Below are 16520 nucleotides of genomic sequence, written 5' to 3'. Positions count from 1 at the left end.
GGTAGTCCCTCGCGGGCGGCCCGTGACGGGTCGCTGGCCCCATCCTGACCCGGCCCGAGCGCGCGGCGCCCCATCTCCTCGGAGGTGGGGCGCCGTCGTCGTGGGTGGGGCGGCCGGGAATCATGCCGCGGTGGACAGGTCCCCGGTTCCTGCCGGCCTGAATGGTCCATTGGAGCATTGTTGACCGGCGGCGGTCATTCCACAGCTCGCCTCCCGGGGATCATCTGGCCGGGTTGTCCACACGCTCGGCCACCAGGGCGGCACGGCGACCGCGTTCCGCGATGTGCTGGACCGATGACGCTCACGACATCCCCATCCCGTGCAGGTGTGCCAGGACTCTACGCGGACCATCCCGTGCGCATGCAGGCAGACGGAACCCTGCGCGCCTGGACCATCCCGATGATGCTGGCCGACCCATCGGGCACCTCTGCGCAGGACCCCAGGCGACTGTCGAGGGCCGTGGAGCGCGGTGATCTCGTCCGGATCCGTCCGGGTGTCTACGCCGAGCGCGCGGGATGGAATGACGCCTATCCGATGAACCGGTACATGGCCACCGTGCTGGCCATCGCAGCCTCCCGGCGAGCGGGTGCCGCAATGTTCTGCCGGGAGACGGCGCTGGCCCTCCACGGGATCAGCCTGTGGTCGTTCCCCCGGGAGATCAGTGTCCGGTCGGCACGCGCCGGATCGTCGGGAACCAGGAGGCCGGTTCGAAAAGCGGGCGCCCAGCACGCGCCGTTCGCGGAGCGGCACCGGATGTGGCCGCGGGCATGGCGACCACTCCGAGGCGTGGACCGGGGTGGCATGCCCTCCGAGGAACTGGTGCTGGCAGGGATCTCCCTCCGGGTCGAATCCCTGGACCGGACGCTGGCTGACACCATTCCCTGCATGGACCCCGCGGAGGCCGCCGCGGTGCTCGACGCCCTCCTGGCCGGCCGGCCTGCCGGACTCAAGAACACGAGGGCATCCACACCGACGCCCTGGTCCCGGGAAGAATTGCTGGGCCTGCAGGAGCTCTGCACCTCGGCGGCCGCGAGGGAGCGTTTCCTGATGCGCGCGCGATTCGCCACGGGGGAGACCGATTCGCCGGGAGAATCCGTCAGCCGGGTGGTGATCCGCGACCTCGGATTCGCCCTCCCGGAGATGCAGCATCGGGTGCACGATGAGAGCGGCGCGCTGCTGGGCATCACGGACTTCTGGTGGGAGGGCGCCGGCACGGTGGGGGAGTTCGACGGCCTGGCTAAGTACCTGGGCCGGCGCAGTTACTCCGGGCTCTCCGCGGAGCAGGTCATCGCCGAAGAGAGGCGCCGTGAGGATGCCATCTGCGACCAGGGGTTGCGCATGGTGCGGTGGTTGGCGGAGGACCTGCGCAGCCCGGCCAGGCTGGAGGCGAAGTTGCGGCGAGCGGGTGTGCCTTGGCGGAGGTGACCGGAATGTCAGGACAGGATGGACATCTCCCCAGTTCCTCCCGGCCTGAAATGTCCATCCTGGGATGATTGGCGTCCGTGATGCGGGGCGTCCGGGCTTCAGCCCCGACCGGTGTGACCGGCCTGGGAGCCGATCAACCGACCGCCGCTGTTGAGCTGGAGGGCGCACAGCACCTGGCGGTCGCCCTCGGACCAGGACCCCGAGGACGGGGTGTACATGGTGTACCCGAGATCGGAGTCCTCCGGGGCCGTGCCCGTGAAGGCGGTGAACTCCGCGCGGCAGCCGGCGTCGGCGAGCCCGTGCACCCGCTGGTCGCCCGGCCAGGACGGCTCGTCGAGCTGGAACAGGGCGTAGGCCTCGAGGTCATGGGCCACGGTGCAGGGCACCACCTCGACCGCATAGAGGCCGTCCGCAGTCGGCCGGTCGTAGCACTGGCCCGGGGACAGTTTGAAGATGCTCGTCTCCGTCGCGGAGGCGGCGGGCGTAGGGGTGGACGCCCCGACCACCTCCTCCGTGGCTCCCGGGCCACCGCACCCGGCGAGCAGGGCCGCGAGGGTGAGTGCCGCCGTCGGGGCGGACAGGGCGCGCACAGGCCGGGGACGACTCATGTCCCCCACTCTACGGAGGCGACCGCGCCCGTCCGTGTCCTCCCGGTCGTCACCACAGTCCTCACGGGGTGGCTGCCACCCTCGCCGCACGGCACTACCGAAGCCCCCTGCCACACCGTGCTGCCGCCGCCGGTATCCCGACGACGGCAGCTCAGCTGGGCGGTGGAGGTCAGTGCTTGCGCTGGTACTCCTCGATCCACTCCGCGGTCGCCCGCATGCCGCCGAAGGTGTAGAAGTGCAGCTTCACGTCGCCGTGGTCCTCGGTCATGGCCGCGTCCAGGGCGGAGATCAGCTTGTCGGGGCCGGCGGTGCCGAGCAGGTTGGTCAGGGAGAAGCCGTACTTCTTGGCGATGCCCGCGGACGTGGAGACGCCGAAGCGGCTGGCGTAGGTCAGCAGGCGCTTGATGCCCGCGGGGCCGGGCACGCCCACGCGGATCGGCAGCTGGATGCCGCGGCGGCGGACCTCCTCGATCCAGTGCACGATCGGGTCCACGTCGAAGCCGAACTGGGTGAGGATCGTGCCGTTGAGGCCCTGCTCCTGCAGGGAGGCGTTCTTGCGCTCGAGGGCGTCCCAGAGCTGGGCCTCGGTGATGTCCGGGTGGCCCTCGGGGTAGCCGGCGATCGAGATGTCCGTGAACCCGTGCTCCTTGAACAGGCCGGACTCGATGACCTCGAGCGAGGAGGCGTACGGCCCCATCGGCTCGGACGGGTCCCCGCCGACGGCGAATGCGTGGGTGGTGCCGACCTGCTCCCGCAGCGCGGTGAGGAACTCGACGAGCTCCGCCTGCGAGGTCAGCCGGCGGGCCGAGATGTGCGGGACCGGGATGAAGCCGAGGTCCCGGGCGGCGGTGGAGGCCTTGACGCGCATGGACAGGTCCTCGTTGCCGAGGAAGGTGACGTTGATGCGGGTGCCCTGCGGGATGACGGAGGCGGCATCGCGCAGGGACTCGATGTCCTTGTCCTTGCCGGTCATCTCCAGCGAGGGCTCGGTCATGACGGTCTGGCGGCCGGTGGCGGGGGTGGCGTTCATGGCATTTCCTCGGCGGTCCTTGGGTCGGCGGGCCCGGTGGTGGCGCCCCGACGGTGGTCTCGATCACACTGCTGGAACCGACCCTAATATAACTATGGCGATAGGTATAGGGGGGTGGCGCTCAGTCGGTCGCCTTGATGCCCCGGTCCGCGTAGGGCGCACTCCACCGGCGGCGCAGGGATGCGACTCGGACGGTGAACACGGCGACCATGATCAGGGCCAACGAGACCCAGTTGAACCAATGCAGCCACCACAGCAGCGCGGTCAGCCCGGCCCCGAACAGTGCGGGCACCGCGTAGAGGCCCCGCGGGTTGAAGATCTCGGGCACCTCGTTGGCCGTGACGTCGCGCAGCAGCCCGCCGACCACGGCGGTGGTCACGCCCAGCACGATCGCCATGACCGGGGTGATCCCGGCCGCCAGCGCGGTCCGGGTACCGGTGACGCAGAACAGGGCGAGCCCGGCCGCGTCGAACACCAGCAGGCCGCGGCGCATCCGGTCCTGACGGATGAAGCGGACGTAGACCAGGCCCGCGGCGAGCAGCGGCGGGAGCAGGTAGAGCGGGTTGGAGAAGGAGTTCGGCACGCCCTCGTTGATGATGAGGTCCCGCACCACGCCGCCGCCCAGGCCGGCGAAGAACGCCAGGAACACCGACCCGATGATGTCGAAGTGGCGCCGGGCCGCCAGCAGGGACCCGGACACCGCGAAGAAGAACACCCCGAGCAGGTCCAGGACCAGCAGCAGGGTGGGCAGCGCGGATTCCAGCTGCTCGACCAGCGGGTCCAGTTCGTTCGAGGGTGACGGGATCTCCGGTTCCACGCCCGCCCGCCACAGCGTCAGCGTGATCATCACTGTCCCCGGCGCGGGCTCAGACGCCCTGCGCCAGCTCCTCGGCCAGCCCGGTGTAGGAGGCGGGGGTGAGCGCCATCAGCCGGGCCTCGGCGTCGGGCCCCAGGCCCAGTCCGGCCACGAACTCGCGCATCCGCACCCCGTCCACCCGCTGCCCGCGGGTGAGGTCCTTGAGCCGCTCGTAGGGGTTGTCCATGCCCTCGGCGCCGGCGATCGCCTGGGCGCGCATGACGGTCTGCACGGCCTCACCGAGCACCTCCCAGTTCTCGTCCAGGTCCCCGGCGAGCACCTGCTCGGCGACCTTGAGCTGCTTCATGCCCTTGGTGACGTTGGACAGTGCCAGCACCGAGTGCCCCAGGGCCACCCCGATGTTGCGCTGCGAGGTGGAGTCGGTGAGGTCGCGCTGCCAGCGGGACTCCACCAGGGTCGCGCCCAGGGAGTCCAGCAGCGCGTTGGAGAGCTCGAGGTTGGCCTCGGCGTTCTCGAAGCGGATCGGGTTGACCTTGTGCGGCATCGTCGAGGAACCGGTGGCGCCGGCCACCGGGATCTGCGCGAAGTAGCCGATCGAGATGTAGCTCCACACGTCCACGCAGAACCCGTGCAGGATCCGGTTGACCCGGGCGACGTCCGCGTACAGCTCCGCCTGCCAGTCGTGCGACTCGATCTGGGTGGTCAGCGGGTTCCAGGTCAGCCCGAGGTGCTCCACGAACGTGCGGGAGACCTCCTGCCAGTCGGCGTCCGGCGCGGCGGCCAGGTGTGCGGCGTACGTGCCGGTGGCGCCGTTGATCTTGCCCAGGTACTCCTGCTGCTCGATCCGCCGCAGCTGCCGCTCCAGCCGGAACACGAACACGGCCATCTCCTTGCCCAGCGTGGTGGGCGTGGCCGGCTGGCCGTGGGTGCGGGAGAGCATGGGTACGCCCGCCGCACTCGCGGCCAGCTCGCGGATGGTCCCGACGGCGGCCCGGGCGCCCGGGAGCCAGACGTCCAGCACCGCGTCACGCACGCCCACGGCGTAGGAGAGGTTGTTGATGTCCTCGGAGGTGCAGGCGAAGTGCACCAGCGGGGTCAGGTGGGCCAGCCCGAGGCCCTCGAGCCGGCGGCCGATGTAGTACTCCACGGCCTTGACGTCGTGCACGGTCTTGGCCTCGATCGAGCCCAGCTCGTCCACGCCCTCGGGGCCGAAGTCCGTGACGATGGCCCGCAGTCCCGCCTCCTGCTCCGGCGTCAGCGGGGACAGTCCCGGCAGGACCTGGTGGTTGGCCAGGTGGATGAACCACTCCACCTCCACGTGGATGCGGTTGCGGTTCAGCGCGGCCTCGGACAGGTGGTCCGCCAGCGGCGCGACGGCGGCGCGGTACCGTCCGTCGAGCGGGCCCAGCGGGATGCCGGCGTCGGCCAGGGACCGGCGGGCCGGCGTCGGGCCCTGCGACGCGGGGACGGCGGCCGACGCGGCGGGCGAACCCGCGGCGGAACCGGTGGCGGAGGCGGACTGCGGCGTGGAGGACTCAGGCATGGCCCATATTCTCCCACGCGCCGCGGCGCCGACATGCTGACCGCGTCACGGGTGGGATCGGCCATGCTGTGGACATGGCGAAGAGATCGAGGTTCGGGTGGCCGTGGAGGCGCACGGCGGGGAGCGGGACGGCCGGGACGGAGTCTGTGGACGAGTTCCCGGACGAGTCGCGCTGGGCTGAGGTGCGGGGACTGAGGCTGCACTACCGCGTGGTCGGACGCCCCAGCGGCACCCCGCTCGTGATGCTCCACGGGCTCCTGGGGCATGCCCGGGAGTGGGACCCGGCCGTGGCGGAACTGGCGGTGGCCCACCAGGTCTGGGTGCTGGACCAGCGCGGGCACGGGCTGAGTGACTGGGCCGGGGACTACGCACGGTCCACCATGGGCGAGGACCTGATCGCGTGGCTGGAGGCGGTCGGGCTGGACCGCCCCGTCGTGATCGGGCACTCGATGGGCGCCACCGTGGCCCTGCTGGCCGCGGCGCGGCGGCCCGACCTCTTCGGCAGGCTGGTCATCGCCGACACCGCGCCGAAGACCGCCGACGGCCAGCTCCAGGCATGGTTGCGTGAGTACCTGCAGGAGCTCGGAGCCGCGTCCCACGGCACCGTGGCCGAGGCGCTCGCCCTGCGCTCCGGTGGTCCCCGGGCCCGTCCCGACCTCGTCCGCCGGTCGGTCGAGCAGAGCCTGGTGCGAGGCGACGACGGCCGGTACCGCTGGCGCTTCGACGCCCGGGGGCTGGTCGGCTCGCTCGACAGCGTGGACCCGGCCGTGCTGTGGGACGCCATCGACGCGATCTCCTGCCCCGTGCTGCTGCTGCGCGGTGAGCACAGCCTCGAGCTGTCACCGGAGCTGGCCGGGGAGATGGCGCGGCGCCTCGGGGACGCCCGGCTGGGCACGATCGCCGGCGCCGGTCACGACCTCGCGCTCGAGAACCCCGAGGGGGTGGCGCGGGCCGTGCTGGACTACCTGGCCGGGGACTGAGTGGTGGTCGTCGACATGCAGGTTCCCGCCAGCGTTCTCTGATAGACCATCAATCACGGCGTCTTCCCCCGGCGCCGGCGTTTCCTCGAAGGAGAGAGATTCATGACTGCGACTGCAGAGACCACGACCGCCACGTTCGCCGGGCAGCCGGTGGACACCCAGTTCATCGCCGGTGCGTGGCGGGTGGGGCGTTCGGAGAAGGTGAACACGGACACCAACCCGTTCAACGACCAGGTGGTGGCGCGGATCCGGCAGGCCTCGGTAGAGGACCTGGACGAGGCCTACCGGGCCGCGGAGGCCGCCCAGCCGGGCTGGGCCGCGATGGCCCCGGGCGAGCGGGCCAGGATCATCCGCCGGGCCGGGGAGATCCTGGAGGAGCGCCGCGAGGAGATCGTGTCCTGGCTGGTCGCCGAGGGCGGGGCGACCGTGCTCAAGGCCAACATCGAGGTGTCCCTGGCCGCGGGCATCACGGCCGAGTCCGCCTCGTTCCCGACCCGGGTGCACGGCACCATCCATCCCTCGAACACCCCGGACCGCGAGATGCGGGTCTACCGCACCCCGGTCGGGGTGGTCGGGGTGATCAGCCCGTGGAACTTCCCGCTGCACCTGTCCCAGCGCTCGGTGGCCCCGGCCCTGGCCCTGGGCAACGCCGTGGTGATCAAGCCGGCCTCGGACACCCCGGTGACCGGTGGGCTGCTGCTCGCCCGGGTCTTCGAGGAGGCCGGGTTGCCGGCCGGTGTGCTCTCGGTGGTGGTGGGTGCCGGTTCGGAGATCGGGGACGCGTTCGTGGCGCACCCGGTCCCTAGGTTGATCTCCTTCACCGGGTCCACCCCGGTGGGCCAGAACGTGGGCACCGTGGCCACCTCGGGGGAGCACCTGAAGAAGGTCTCCCTGGAACTGGGGGGCAACGCCCCGCTGGTGGTGCTGGACGACGCGGACCTGGACGCCGCGGTCGGCCAGGCGATCCCGGGCACCTTCCTGCACTCGGGTCAGATCTGCATGTCCGTGAACCGGATCATCGTCCAGGCCCCGGTCTATGACGAGTTCGTGGCCAAGTTCACCGCCGCGGCCCAGTCGGTGAAGTTCGGTGATCCGGCCGCCGAGGGCACCCTGGTCGGCCCGGTGGTCAACGACTCCCAGCTCGAGGGACTGAAGAAGAAGATCGCCGGGGCGCGGGATGCCGGAGCGACGGTCGCGGTCGAGGGCGAGATCACCGGCCGGGTGGTCCCCCCGCACGTGTTCACCGACGTGAGCCCGGAGATGGAGATCGCCCGCGAGGAGATCTTCGGCCCCATGGTCGCGGTGCTCAAGGCCGAGGACGAGGACCACGCCCTCCAGTTGGCCAATGACCACGTCTACGGGTTGTCCTCGGCGGTGTTCACCCAGGACCTGGACCGCGGCGTGCGTTTCGCCCAGCGGGTCAAGGCCGGGATGACCTTCGTCAACGAGATGACCGTCCAGGACGAGGCCCACGTGGCCTTCGGCGGGGAACGCAACTCCGGGCTGGGCCGGTTCAACGGTGAATGGGCCATCGAGGAGTTCACCACCGCCCACACCATCGGCGTCAAGCGCCTCTGAATGGCCGCACCGGCCGCGGGGGATCGCCCCTGAACCCCGCCGCCTGACATCAGGAGTGGGATTCGTCGGCCATGAGGGCATCCTTGGCCGACGGATTCCACACCTGATGCGTCCGAGGCCTTCCGGCCCCTCGGCGTCACCCCCTCCGACGGCGGCGTCGCACCTTGACAGTGCGACGCCGCCGTCGTTCATGCGCGGATCGTCAGGGGTCAAGCACCCATAGTCAATGCCCAGGCCGTGCTCCTGACGTACGGTGACGCCTATCACCGTGCCCCGGGCGGTGCTCGCAGTGGCCTGCCCGGGCACGGGCAAGAGCACTGACCGACCCGGAACGGAGCGCCGCGATGCCCGAGACCACCACCACAGAACCCACTGACTTCCTGGTGATCGGAGCCGGTTCCGCCGGCTGCGTCATCGCCCGCCGGCTCCTGGACGCCGGGCATACGGTCACCCTCGCGGAGGCCGGAGACCATGACATCAACCCGGACATCGACGACGTCTCCCGGCTGGGCTACCTGTGGGGCTCGGACGTGGACTGGAACTACTTCACCGAGCCCCAGCCCGAGCTCAACGATCGCCGAGTCCACCTCCCCCGGGGCAAGGTGCTCGGCGGCTCGCACGCCCTGAACGCGACCATCTGGGTCCGCGGCGACCGGGCCGACTTCGACGGCTGGGCCCAGGACGGCTGCACCGGCTGGTCCTGGGACGAGGTGCTCCCGTACTTCCGGGCCATCGAGGCCTACGCGGACGGCGACCCCGGGGTCCGCGGCCAGGACGGCCCGTTGGACGTCACCACGGACTACTCGCGTCACCCCGTCCAGCAGGCCATGCACGACGCCACCGTCCAGGAGGGCGTGCCCCGGAATGCCGACTACAACGCCGGCTCCGTGGAGGGCGTGGGGTGGATGCAGCTGAACCTGCGGGACCGCAAGCGCTTCAACACCTGGCGGGCCTACCTCAAGCCGATCGCCGACCATCCGAGGCTCACCCTGGTCACGGGCGCGCACGCCCGGCGCCTGCTCATCCGGGACGGCGCGGTGACGGGTGCGGAGTTCACGCGCGGGCAGGATCGGTTCACGGTCGAGGCGGGGGAGGTGGTCCTCGCCGGCGGGGCGATCGGCTCGCCGGAACTGCTCCTGCGCTCCGGCGTGGGCCCCGCCGAACACCTGCGCGAGGTGGGCGTGGACGTGGTGCTGGACCTGCCCGGCGTCGGGCGCAACCTGCACGACCACCTGCTGGTGCCGGTGGTCTGCACCACCGAACAGCCCCAGCCGGCGCCCGAGGTGGCGGTGGCCCAGGTGCACTACTGGGCCAAGTCCTCCCCGGAGATGGACGTGCCGGACACCCAGCCGATCTTCTTCTCCGTGCCCATGTACACCAACACCGCCGGGGAGCTCATGGAGGGGCCCGAGGAGGGGTTCTCCCTGCTGGCGGGGATCGTGCGGCCGGCCTCCCGGGGCAGCCTGACGCTGTCCGGGCCCGACGCGGAGGACCCGGTGCGCATCGACCTGGGCGCGTACACCGCACCCGAGGACCTGGAGGCGATGCTGTTCTCGCTGCGCCAGTGCCGGTCCATCGCGGCCCGGCCCGCCCTGCAGGAGCTCGGCGCGCAGGAGGTCTTCCCCGGCCCGGCCGTGGGTGACTCGGACGATGAGCTGATCGCGTACATCCGCAACACCACCACGACCTACCACCACCAGGTCGGCACGTGCGCGATGGGCACCGGGGCACAGGCCGTGGTGGATCCCGAGACCTTCCGGGTGCACGGCCTGCGGGGGCTGCGGGTGGCGGACGCCTCGATCATGCCCCGGGTGACGACCGGCAACACCAACGCCCCCTCCGTGCTGATCGGGGAGAAGGCCGCCGCGGCGATCACGGGTGTCACGCCCTTCTGAACCGGCACTTCCGGGTCCACCCCTCGGCCCGCACCACGACGGCGGCGCCGCACCCTGGGCAGGTGCGGCGCCGCCGTCGTCGGGTGGCTGGAATCGTCCCTCCCAGCACCGTCCAGGGGGACAGGACCAGCCACCGGACCGGCCCCGGTGGGGCTCAGTCGCGGGGTGCGCCGGCCCCGACGGGCTCCTCGTCCTGCGCGGCGGTGTGGACGGGACGCCCCGCGAACCAGGTCTGCAGCACCCGGGTCCGGTGGATGTCCTCCGGATCCACCGTGAACACGTCCTGGTCCACCACGATGAAGTCGGCCGCCAGGCCCCGGGCGAGCCGGCCCGTCACGTCACCGAGGCCCATGGCACGGGCCGGCTCCCGGGTGAACGCGGCCACGGCCTCCTCCACGGTCAGGGCCTGGTCGGCGTTCAGGGCACCGGGCAGGGACCCGTCCGGGCTGCGGCGCGTGACCATGGTCTGCAGCCCCACCCAGGGGTCCGGGCTGGGCAGGGCGCACGGCCAGTCCGAGCCGGCCGCCACCACGGCCCCGGAATCCACGAGATCCCGCATCGGCCAGCTCTGCTCGAACACCTCCTCGCTGACCTGCTGGGAGATGGAGGACTGGATGACCGAGGGATACCAGATGTACGGGGACGCGTCTGCCACGACGTCCAGCTCGGCGAACCGGGGCAGGTCCTCGCGCGCGATGTACTCGGCGTGCGCCACGTGGAACCGCGGTTGCCCGCCGTGGGTACGGCGGACGTGCTCCACGGTGTCGAGGACGACCCGCACGGCGGCGTCACCGGTGGCGTGCAGCTTGGCGCTGAGTCCCCGCCCGACGGTGTCCGACAGCGAGGCGCGGAGCTCCTCGGGATCCCAGATCAGGTGCCCGCGGTCCTCCGGGGAGTGATGGTCGGCGCAGCAGCGGTAGGGGCCCAGCATGGCCGAGGTGCGGGTCATCGGGACCCCGTCCAGGACGTACTTGGCGAAGTCGGGACGGACGTGGGTGCTGCGGTACTGCTCGGCGGCCTCGAACAGCTCCGGTCCCACGGCTCCGGGTTCCAGGAACTGCTGGGCCGGCATGGAGGCCACCACCCACGCGGTCAGTTCACCCGCGGAGTCCATCCGGTGCAGCGCCCGGAGGGTGGGTTCCATCGTGGCCGCCTCCTGCACCGAGGTGATGCCGAAGGAGTGCGCCGCGCGCAGGCCCTCCCGCAGGGCGCGACGGAGGTAGGCGTCCAGGTCCTGGATGCTATCGGCCACCGTCGCCTCGGCCACCTGGGAGGCCATCTCCCACAGCACGCCGGTCAGCCGGCCCTCCTGGTCACGGACATAGGTGCCGTCCTGGGGATCGGGCGAGTCCGGGCCGACCCCCATCGCCTCCAGGGCCCGCGAGTTCACCCACCGGTTGTGCATGGAGTCGTCCCGCAGCATCACCGGGCGCCCGCCCGAGGCCTCGTCCAGGGCCGCCAGCATCCCCACATCGACAAGGGTGTCCATCACGGTGGACCCCACGATCCCGCCGACGACCCAGTCGTCCGGCTGCAGGGCGGTGCTCCAGTCCCGCACCTTGGCGAGGATCTCCTCGACACTGTCCGTCGGAAGCACCGGCAATTCCCAGGCGAGCTGGCGGCCGCCGAGGCCGAGGTGGATGTGCACGTCGCAGAAGCCCGGCATCACGAGAGCGCCCTGCAGGTCGACGAGTTCGGCATCCGGTCCCGCCGCCTGCCGGGCCTCGGCCAGCGAGCCGGCCACGAGGATGCGCCCCTCGGCCACGGCCAGGGCCTCCACCCAGGGGCGGTCGCGATCGGCGGTGAAGATGCGGGATCCGGTCAGCACCAGCGGTCCGTCGGAGCCCGACGTCGGCCCGGTCGGTTCCCGGGCGGGCTCACCGCCCGGCGTCGTGTCGCTGGAGGGGGAGGGTGAGGACATGTGCGTTCCCTTCATCGTGTGGTTCATGGAGTCAGCAGGTGAGGTGACGGTCGGCGGGTCCGCAGTGCCAGGGCGCAGGCGAAGCAGACCGCGACCTCCAGGGCGACGATGGCCAGCATGAGCGATGTTCCCGCGCCGGCCCCAGGCTCGACGACCGCTGACGCCGTGAGGCCCGTCGTGGCTGACGGCGCGGTGCCGGCGCCCGCTCCGTGGGCTCCGTGGTGGCCGCCGCCGCCGAGCGCCCCGGTCAGCAGCACCACGTGCAGCAGGGCCATCGTCCCGGCCATCACCCAGAGGTGCCGCAGCGCCCGGATCCGGTGACAGGCGGTGACCGCCGTCCGGGTGTCACCCCGGCGGACCGCGCCGACCGCGCACCACAGGCACCACAGGGCCATGGCGCCCATCAGCAGGGACAGGACCACGCCGTGGGAGTGGGCCACCAGCATCCAGCCGTGCAGCGGCACGGAGGCCGCGGCCAGCCCGGCCGCCGCCAGGGTGGCCGGGCCCGCCAGGGTCACCGGCCCCGTCCGGTGCGGGGTGACACCGGCCCGGTCCGCACCCGACGGGAGGGTGACCCCGTCGGGACCCGGGGCATGGCCCCTTCGGGGTGGCACCGCGGGTGTGCGGTGCGACCCCCGCACCCTGCCGGACCGGCCGGTTGCGGTGGTCTCAGTGGCCGCTACAGCAGCCATGACCTGCTCCGGCCGGGGCCTCGGTGCCGCCCTCGCCCGGCGCGCAGCAGTGGCCGGATCGGGGGGCCGGGACGTCCAGGACGGGGGAGCGGTCGAAGAAGCCTTCAGGCCGCAGGCGAAACCCGACGTGGTCCACGGGCATGATCGGCCAGTCCTCCGGGCGCGGGAAGTGGGTCAGCCCGAAGGTGTGCCACACGACCAGGTCCTCGCCGTCCACGTTCCGGTCGGCCTGCGTCCAGTCCGGCAGGCCGCCGTCGCCGGCGTGCTGGTTCGGGAAGTCGCCCGTGGGGTAGCGCTCGTCCTGGTGATACGGGGAGACCCACAGGGCCTTGGAGGCGAAGGTGGCCCGGCGGTGGATGGAGGACCCCTCCGCCGCCAGCAGCGTCGGCGTCCCCTCGGGGTGCAGCTTGTACGCCACCGGCTGGCCGAGCCGGTTGGTGGATTCCGTGCTGGAGACCACCCAGGTGCGTCCCACGGACTGGTCGGCGTCGCGCTGGGCCTGCTGCTCGGTCGCCAGCACGGTGCGCTTGCGGGTGAAGGCGTTGCCGCGGGGGTTGTCCTCTGAGATCGGCAGGCGCACCGCGTCCTCCTCCTCGACCCGGCAGGCGCCGCCGTCGAGGGCGAAGTCGAGGCGGGCGGAGAACAGGTGCTGGTGGAAGGGGGCACCCAGGCCGGGGGCCATCTCCGAGGCGAAGTCGGTGGGCCCGTCCGGCACCGCGGAGGTGAAGACGATGCCGGTGGCCTTGGCCTCGAACTCGATGGTGCCGTCCAGGTAGAGGTACCAGTAGAAGCCGTAGTCGTAGTTGCCGACCGTGGTGAAGAACGAGATCACCAGGCGCCGGTTGCGGCGCGTGTAGGCGATCCCGGACCACAGGTCGGTGTGCTTGGACAGGATGGACCAGTCCTCCTCGTGCATGCAGATGCCGTTCTTCACCTGTCGCGGCTCGCCCACGTTGTTGACGACCCATGGGGAGAGGTAGGTGATGTCGCCCAGGCAGTCGCAGCCCAGCTCCAGCGAGTTGGCCCACTGGCCCACGAGGTACTCGCCGGTGTCGAAGTAGTTCTGCCAGGACCGCACGGGGGAGGGGTCGCCGTAGGGCACCACCATCTCCGCGATCACGGCCCGGTCCAGGATCCGGCGGGTGCGCTCGCCGTCCTGGAAGGAGATGTTGTGCAGCACCAGGCCCTCGCGCATGTCGAAGCCGACGTCCAGGGACCACTTCTCCCACTCCACGTGGTTGCCCCCGGTCACGGTGAAGGACGGGCCCTCGGGCTGGGTGATCTCGATCGGCTTCTGGGTGGTGCGGATCGGGCCGGTCAGCTCGGGGTCGGTGTAGTTGCCGTGCTCGGCCGGCACCGGCATCACGCCGAGGTCGATCACCTGGTCGACGCTCCGGGCGGCCACGTCCACGTAGGCGACCAGGCCGTCGATCGGGTGGGCCCAGGCGGAGTCGGTCTCGTGCTGCTGGTGGAAGGCCAGCCCGCGCAGGATGCGCCGCCCCCTCTCCTCCGGGTACTCGAACACGCCGGCGGACAGTGGGGCCACGCGGACCTCCTCGACCGGGATCCCGCGCTTGGCCAGCGCCTCGAGCCACCGCGGGTCCTCGGCGAGCACCGACTCCACGACCTCAAACTCCTCCTCCAGCACGGGCAGCTCGCCACTGGCCTCGGTGTCCAGCACCGTGTCCGACTCCACCCGGCGGTGCGTGGCGGACACGACGACGTCGTGGGAGCGGCCGTGCTCGGTGTTCAGCAGGAAGACGCGGAAACGGCGGTCGACCGGGGCGTCGGCGGGGGTGCCACGGACCGGGTCGAGGAGACCGAGGTACCCCATGCGCATGGACTCGGAGAAGAGCCCGGCCTCGGCGAGGACCTCGCGCACGATCGCGATCTCCTCGGGCGTCTGCAGGGCGTAGGCGCCGGGGGTGGAGTCCTCGGAGAGCACGGTGTCGTCGCGAGTACCGGAATCGGTGGTGGTCATGTCCGGACCTTTCGGGGGAGGAGAGCCTGGGGTCGACGCCGCAGTGAAGTGCGTCACGTTTACATCTACAGTTGTAGAGAATAAGCACGGGGAGGCCCCGGGGGCAAGGGGTGTGTGGTCGCCGAGGTCACGCCCCCGGGCGGGCGCGGCGCGGTGGCACAATGATCCCGACGACGGCGGGCCGGTCCCGCGGCGCGCTGCGGGGCGCGGGAGAGGGGGTGGCGATGCCGAAGGTGGTAGACCACGGGCAGCGCAGGCAGGAGCTGGTCGAGGCCACGTGGCGGATCATCGCCCGGCACGGCCTCTCCGGGGCCACCATGCGCCAGATCGCGGCCGAGGCCGGTTTCGCCAACGGCGCCCTCAAGCCCTACTTTCCCACCAAGGCCGAACTGATCGAGGCGACCTACGCCTTCGTCTTCGACCGGACGAACCGGCGCGTCGAGGTGGCGACCCGCGACCTGGGCGGGCTGGTGGCGCTGGAGGCCTTCTGTCGCGAGGTGCTGCCCCTGGACGCCGAGCGGCTGGACGAGGCCCGCGTGGTGATCTCCTTCTGGCAGGAGGCCGCCCATGATCCGCGCGGGGCCGACCTCAACAACGTCTCGATGGCACAGTGGCGGCGGTCCATGACCGGCTGGATGGAGCAGGCGCGCGCAACCGGCGAACTGGAGCCGGGCGTGGACATCCCCGCGGTCGGCGACGTGCTGCTGAACTTCCTGCTCGGTAGCCAGATCTCCGCCGTCATCGACCGGTCGGCGACCGGGCCCGCCGACCTCGAGCGGCAACTGGCGGCCCAGCTGGATCGGTTGCGCGCGCGGCGCTGAGCTCACCCGCCCGGCGCTGGTCGGGCGCTGACCCCACGCCCCCGGGCTGATCCCCGGTCGTCACCGCCGCTACCCGGGTGCGCCGGCGCCTGGGGTTTTCCTCCCAGTGGAGAGAAACCCGTGACGGGCGCCGTTCTGCCGCCTACAGTGGTCCTGACGGTGACCTGCGCCACACCCCCCCTGCCGATGGCATGGTCATCCACCGGAGCAGGCCCCGGTCCGCCCGGGTGCCCCGCTCGTGTCTCCAGGAGGATCGCCATGTACCAGCAGGACACCGCCTCGGACTTCGTCCAGTGGCGCCGGCTCGTCTCCGAGTCGTTCGTGCCGCTCGCCGCCGAACAGGTGCGCCCGGGCCCATTCACGGGGCACCTCGCCGGACGGCACCTGCGGGAACTGGCGATCATGCGTGTCCAGGCCGGGTCCCATGCCGTGCTCCGCACTCCGGAGCTGATCGGCCAGGCCGGGCCGGGGTACTACAAGCTCAGCCTGCAGGTCAGCGGTCACGGGCTGCTGGTCCAGGACGGGCGCGAGACCCTGCTGCAGCCGGGAGACCTGGCGATCTACGACACTGAGCGTCCCTACTCGCTGTCGTTCGACGAGGAGTTCTCGACCCTCGTGCTGATGTTCCCCCGCCAGCTCGCCGGCCTGTCCACCGACGACGTCCGGGAGCTCACGGCGACCACGATGGGCGCCGGCCACCGGCTCGGGCAGGCCGTCGCCCCCTTCATCACGCAGATCGGCGCGATGCTGCCGACCCTGGACGGGCCGATCGGTCACCGGCTGGCCCTCAACGTCGTGGACCTGCTGGCCACCGTGATGGCGGACGAGCTCTACTCGCGCCAGGAGGCGGACAGCACCCAGCAGTCGCGACTGCTGCGCCGGATCCATCACTTCATCGAGTCCCAGCTGGCCAACCCGGACCTGGGACCGGACATGATCGCGGCGGCGCACTACATCTCCACCCGGGCCCTGCACCAGCTCTTCGCCACCACCGACCACACGGTGGCCCGGTGGATCAGGGAACGGCGGTTGGAACAGTGTCGCCGGGACCTGCAGGACCCGCTGCACCGGGACGTGCCCGTGGCAGCCGTCGGCGCCCGCTGGGGCCTCGCGGACCCGGCGCACTTCTCTCGGGTGTTCCGCGCCGAGTTCGGCCAGTCCCCGGCCCAGTACCGCCGCGACCATCTCTGAGCCGGCCGCACGCGACCCTGACGACCGCGGCGGGGGCC

At 71.6% G+C, this 16520-nt stretch carries 13 protein-coding genes; 6 read left to right on the top strand and 7 right to left on the bottom strand.

The genetic code is table 11. From position 1 onward, the window contains the following. Nucleotides 1-360: 360 nt before the first annotated feature. Nucleotides 361-1425, top strand: coding sequence for a type IV toxin-antitoxin system AbiEi family antitoxin domain-containing protein (locus CITRI_RS18465; protein WP_029139201.1), 1065 nt, complete (start codon nucleotides 361-363; stop codon nucleotides 1423-1425). Nucleotides 1426-1523: 98 nt separating this feature from the next. Here CITRI_RS18465 and CITRI_RS0109745 read toward each other — a convergent pair whose 3' ends face one another. The 4 genes from CITRI_RS0109745 to purB all read right to left on the bottom strand — a co-directional run bounded on the left by CITRI_RS0109745 (nucleotide 1524) and on the right by purB (nucleotide 5423). After that, the gene (locus CITRI_RS0109745; protein WP_083843406.1) at nucleotides 1524-2033 is read right to left on the bottom strand and encodes a septum formation family protein; all 510 of its coding nucleotides are present in this window, start codon (nucleotides 2031-2033) and stop codon (nucleotides 1524-1526) included. Between the two features lie 169 nt (nucleotides 2034-2202). Then, a complete protein-coding gene (locus CITRI_RS0109740) occupies nucleotides 2203-3063 on the bottom strand; it encodes a methylenetetrahydrofolate reductase (protein WP_010144594.1) in 861 nt (286 codons plus the stop codon). Between the two features lie 121 nt (nucleotides 3064-3184). Beyond that, complete coding sequence (locus CITRI_RS0109735) at nucleotides 3185-3910, bottom strand: trimeric intracellular cation channel family protein (RefSeq protein WP_010144593.1); 726 nt, start codon at nucleotides 3908-3910, stop codon at nucleotides 3185-3187. 19 nt (nucleotides 3911-3929) lie between these two features. Then, the gene (purB, locus tag CITRI_RS0109730; protein ID WP_010144592.1) at nucleotides 3930-5423 is read right to left on the bottom strand and encodes an adenylosuccinate lyase; all 1494 of its coding nucleotides are present in this window, start codon (nucleotides 5421-5423) and stop codon (nucleotides 3930-3932) included. 146 nt (nucleotides 5424-5569) lie between these two features. Between purB and CITRI_RS0109725 the strand changes: the two genes are divergently transcribed. From CITRI_RS0109725 to CITRI_RS0109715, 3 genes are all read left to right on the top strand, one after another. Further along, entirely contained in the window at nucleotides 5570-6403 is an 834-nt protein-coding gene (locus CITRI_RS0109725; RefSeq protein ID WP_010144591.1) for an alpha/beta fold hydrolase, read from the top strand. 102 nt (nucleotides 6404-6505) lie between these two features. Continuing rightward, a complete protein-coding gene (locus CITRI_RS0109720) occupies nucleotides 6506-7981 on the top strand; it encodes an aldehyde dehydrogenase family protein (RefSeq protein WP_010144589.1) in 1476 nt (491 codons plus the stop codon). A gap of 344 nt (nucleotides 7982-8325) precedes the next feature. Next, a complete protein-coding gene (locus tag CITRI_RS0109715) occupies nucleotides 8326-9876 on the top strand; it encodes a GMC family oxidoreductase (RefSeq protein ID WP_010144588.1) in 1551 nt (516 codons plus the stop codon). A gap of 154 nt (nucleotides 9877-10030) precedes the next feature. On the opposite strand, the gene CITRI_RS0109710 is transcribed toward CITRI_RS0109715, so the two are convergent. The 3 genes from CITRI_RS0109710 to CITRI_RS0109700 form a co-directional block, all read right to left on the bottom strand. Beyond that, entirely contained in the window at nucleotides 10031-11797 is a 1767-nt protein-coding gene (locus CITRI_RS0109710; protein ID WP_010144587.1) for an amidohydrolase, read from the bottom strand. Between the two features lie 23 nt (nucleotides 11798-11820). Then, a complete protein-coding gene (locus CITRI_RS18460; protein WP_010144586.1) occupies nucleotides 11821-12315 on the bottom strand; it encodes a hypothetical protein in 495 nt (164 codons plus the stop codon). Nucleotides 12316-12466: 151 nt separating this feature from the next. After that, nucleotides 12467-14470: a primary-amine oxidase gene (locus tag CITRI_RS0109700; RefSeq protein WP_010144585.1), complete on the bottom strand. Its 2004-nt coding sequence runs from the start codon at nucleotides 14468-14470 to the stop codon at nucleotides 12467-12469. 224 nt (nucleotides 14471-14694) lie between these two features. Between CITRI_RS0109700 and CITRI_RS0109695 the strand changes: the two genes are divergently transcribed. Continuing rightward, nucleotides 14695-15291: a TetR/AcrR family transcriptional regulator gene (locus CITRI_RS0109695; RefSeq protein WP_010144584.1), complete on the top strand. Its 597-nt coding sequence runs from the start codon at nucleotides 14695-14697 to the stop codon at nucleotides 15289-15291. 258 nt (nucleotides 15292-15549) lie between these two features. Further along, a complete protein-coding gene (locus CITRI_RS0109690) occupies nucleotides 15550-16482 on the top strand; it encodes a helix-turn-helix domain-containing protein (protein ID WP_010144583.1) in 933 nt (310 codons plus the stop codon). The last annotated feature ends 38 nt before the right edge of the window (nucleotides 16483-16520 follow it).

The organism is Citricoccus sp. CH26A, from assembly GCF_000224415.1.
Taxonomy (GTDB): domain Bacteria; phylum Actinomycetota; class Actinomycetes; order Actinomycetales; family Micrococcaceae; genus Citricoccus.
Note: the sequence above shows the minus strand (reverse complement) of the source record. Positions and strands in the feature narration are given on the sequence as shown.